The organism is Neisseria sp. HMSC065C04, assembly GCF_001815375.1.
In the GTDB taxonomy this organism is placed as follows: Bacteria; Pseudomonadota; Gammaproteobacteria; order Burkholderiales; family Neisseriaceae; genus Neisseria; species Neisseria flavescens_D.
Genome location: NZ_KV820412.1, coordinates 15,787 through 19,302 on the forward strand (window position 1 = coordinate 15,787; position 3,516 = coordinate 19,302).

Annotated in this window: 2 protein-coding genes and 1 pseudogene; all 3 read right to left on the bottom strand. The window is 42.9% G+C overall.

Annotated features, from left to right (window positions below; all coding sequences use genetic code 11):
- Nucleotides 1–211: 211 nt before the first annotated feature.
- Nucleotides 212–1,315: a tetratricopeptide repeat protein gene (locus HMPREF3022_RS06130; RefSeq protein WP_070765279.1), complete on the bottom strand. Its 1,104-nt coding sequence runs from the start codon at nucleotides 1,313–1,315 to the stop codon at nucleotides 212–214.
- Nucleotides 1,315–2,997, bottom strand: a complete 1,683-nt coding sequence (locus HMPREF3022_RS06135; protein ID WP_049333677.1) for a phospholipase D-like domain-containing protein — start codon at nucleotides 2,995–2,997, stop codon at nucleotides 1,315–1,317. Before HMPREF3022_RS06135 ends, HMPREF3022_RS06130 begins: the two co-directional genes overlap by 1 nt.
- A 14-nt stretch (nucleotides 2,998–3,011) precedes the next feature.
- A pseudogene (locus tag HMPREF3022_RS11790) lies at nucleotides 3,012–3,516 on the bottom strand (hypothetical protein); the annotation flags it as partial.

A 3,516-nucleotide genomic window follows, 5' to 3' on the forward strand; every position in this document is an offset into this window, starting at 1 on the left:
TGATAGGCTGCTATTCGAACGGGGTCGGCAGGGATAGCGGAAAATTCCTGCATAAAACATTTTGACTCCCCAAAAATGTCTGTCAATATTAAGAACGGAGCGTATTTTACCGCGTTTCGAGGCGGTTTACTATTTTTAACTGAAAAGGTCGTCTGAAAAGGAATTTTGAGCTTTTCAGACGACCTTGGTATATATTTAGGCTTGATTCCACTTATATCCCGTGATCTTCGGGAGGCTCTGGAGGGCGCGGCGACCAGTAAACCTCTTCTTTTTTGACGATACCGCGTTTAAGGATATCGGCGGCTAAGGCAGCGGTATCGGGCGGATTTTGGTAGAACGCCGCGTCTTCCTTGCTCATTGCCGAGTAGATGCCTTTCCAATGGGTTTTGGCGGGAGGCAGTGGCAGAACCTCGTCTAGGCGAGGGAAGGTATAGAAGATATTGCCGCTGGTAGTGTCCGTGCCTTGAAGTGCTACATATAGTTCATGATAGGCTGCTATTCGAACGGGGTCGGCAGGGAGAGCGGAAAATTCCTGCATAAAACCTTTTGACTCCCCAAAAATGTCTGTCAATATTAAGGCTGATATTCCCCCTTTTTCGCCTCCATACCGTACGGCATTGTGCATCAGTGACAATGCCTCATCTAATTTGCCGTTCATTGCCTTCAACATTCCCAATTCATACATTGCCGCTGAAAATTTCTGCTTGGCGGCACAATCAAGCAATACTTGAGTGGTTTTTAAATCTTTGAGCTTTATATCGTAAATCCGTGCCAATTCATACTGCGCCAACGGGACGCCTAATTCCACTGCCTTTTGCAGGTAGGCAAGGCCGAGTTTCGGGTTGTAATAACCTGCATGGCCGTCATATAAAGAGTCAAACAGCCAGTAGTATGCTATTGCCCAATCCTTCTCCAAACCATAATGCAACCATTTGCGGGCGCGGTCGGGACGTTGGTCAAACAAGTCCCCCATCGCACCTTGGGTGCCGGTGTAGAGCAGGTAGAGATTGTTGATGGCACGGTAATGTCCGCGACTTGCCGCCGCCTCATACAGAATCACCATATCCTGCAACTCTTGCGCGGTTCTGCGCCAACTTTTGGCATGGAGTAAGGTTGCCGCCCGATACCATTGCTCGGCTTCGGCATCAGTGTTGGACGGCGGCGTCCAAGTGGCGCAGGTGTATTGGGTACGGTTGGGATCGAATGCCTTGGGGGCGGGATGGGTACGAGTATAATCGTCGCTCATAGAAGCTCCTTGAATATTGCAGGCAGTGAGGCCAAGTATAAATAAAGAAAGGTAAAACAGTTTTTTCATTATGCAACCCTTGTTCCCGCAGCACTGCGCGAGTCTGCAAAAGAGGCAGCATGCCCTGTAATTTTTGTTTTTTGTGATATGAATTGTCTATTCTTGTTGGCAAGCTCTTTAAACTTCCTGAAAAATTCACCCATATCCCCATACATTCCAGGCTGTGTGATTGAACCACCGCAATATCGACCTAGCAATGTATTGCGAAATAAAAATGCCGTACTGTCATCATCACTAATGATATTTAATTCTGAATCTACTGCCATACTGCGAATATTTAAATTTGCCGAACCAAGCGTAAAAAATTCGTCATCTATCACCATCAGCTTGGCATGAATATAGATATCTTTTGGTTCTTGTCCATTCACTTTGGTTTTCAAGTTGCAAAACACCGTCTCAATACCGAGTGCCTGAAGATCTGTATAAAGTTGTTTTGACACTGCTCCGTTTGATTTTCCTTTAGAGGTTAGTTCATAATTTCCATTCGGCAGTTGTTTATAAAACTCCTCATCCCCTTTTCCAACCCGTTCGCTTACACCCAGTTCGTTTGCCATTTGGTGTGTACGAAATATCATCCCATCCTTCTCAGGTTCTGAGGTAAAGGCAAAAATATAAATTTGACGGCGCGCACCTTTCTGTTTATAAGCTTGAAAATGTTTTTTCAGTTCACGAACCCATCGAGCATATTGAAAATATTGATTGACAATCAATACATAGCGACGTGGATTGGCAGCAACCTGTAAATAAGCGCGACGAATCTCCTTCTCTTTGGCATTGTTTACTGTTTTATCAGGACGAGTTCGAACAATTTGCGCCATAGATCGGCCCGGCGAAGCTCGCATTATAGATTCCATACCCTTTCGCGCCTTCGTAAGTTTATCCCCCTTACTGTGGGAAGAATTATCACAATTATCATCCCATGACTCGCAAAAATTAGCATTTAGATCAATCAGAATAGGTCCTTTTACATACAATGAAAAATCATGCCAAGGACCTTTCCCTGGCTCACGCAATGGTTCATTATGGTTCATACTCGCAGTATCCCAGTAGGCAGTCAGACTGTTATGTCCCATCACATAACCATGTGCATTGGCAGTACCGTAATCTGCAACAAAGGACTTTTGGTGATCAGTAGGATAAGATAAAGTTCCACTTTCACTAATTTCCCTTTCGTCTTCATTTTCAATATCCCCCTGATTTTTAATATCTCGAAAAACTACTTTGATATTTGGATGTTCCCCTGCAAAAACATCATCAAACCACTTCTCAGGATAGTCTGTAGCTTCTTTAGTACCTCTTTTTACTTTAACGATTAACACTTTGGCTTTCATACCAGGAACATTTTCTTGTGCACCATTTCCCAATTGTGTATACCAAATTAAAAGGCGTACTTTTACCCCTCTTTCTGCAGCCTTAATCAATAATCCGCCATAACTTTTATCCTCACTCCAAGCATTACCATCACGAATAATCGGCATGGCAGGATCAAACCCCCAACAGACAATATCAAGGGAAGTTTTAGCTGTTTTTATTGAATTGGCAATTTGTCGGAAAATATCCTGCCCACTGAAATACGGAGCCAAAATATTACCACTTCGTAAAGGATATTTTGATGAGCTCAAATACCATGCCGAAGTCAATGTTGCCGCTCCTGTATTCGTCTTAACAACTTGTGTATTCTGTTTCGCCATTTTATTTCCTTAATTCAGTCTGTTTTTTTCTCTTTTCGTTTAAAATACTGAATGATACTTGTATCCTTATCACGAAGTGTTTCATGTTCGACATGCCGATAACCTAAAGATGTTAGATTTTGAACAAGTTTTTTATCTACGTTGTCATTTTCACTAGGATTATAATATTCTATTTTAAAGACATATCCATTACTCAATTTAACCTCATACTTTGACTCCCGTTCATATTCATAATCAATACCACCTTCATCATCAGTCAAACCGGCCTTAATCAAGGATCCATTTTTATAGAGTTCATAAGGCTCATTATCATAAACAAATCCACGTCCATGAGGTTTTGAGGCAAGTATAAGTCTGCCAGGTTTTAATGTTTTGGCAATGGCCTTGATCTGCTCCAACTGTAGATTACTTGGTCCAGTCACCACCAACGGCGCCCTCACCCGCACCACCTTCGGACTCCCGATCTCGACCTCACCGTTGCTCAACTTGATATACGCCCCTTTGCAGGTAATCAGAATC

Excerpts from the sequence above, each read along its gene's own strand:
- HMPREF3022_RS06135 (WP_049333677.1), bottom strand. The coding sequence starts at position 2,997 with ATGGCGAAACAGAATACACAAGTTGTTAAGACGAATACAGGAGCGGCA.
- HMPREF3022_RS06130 (WP_070765279.1), bottom strand. The coding sequence starts at position 1,315 with ATGAAAAAACTGTTTTACCTTTCTTTATTTATACTTGGCCTCACTGCC.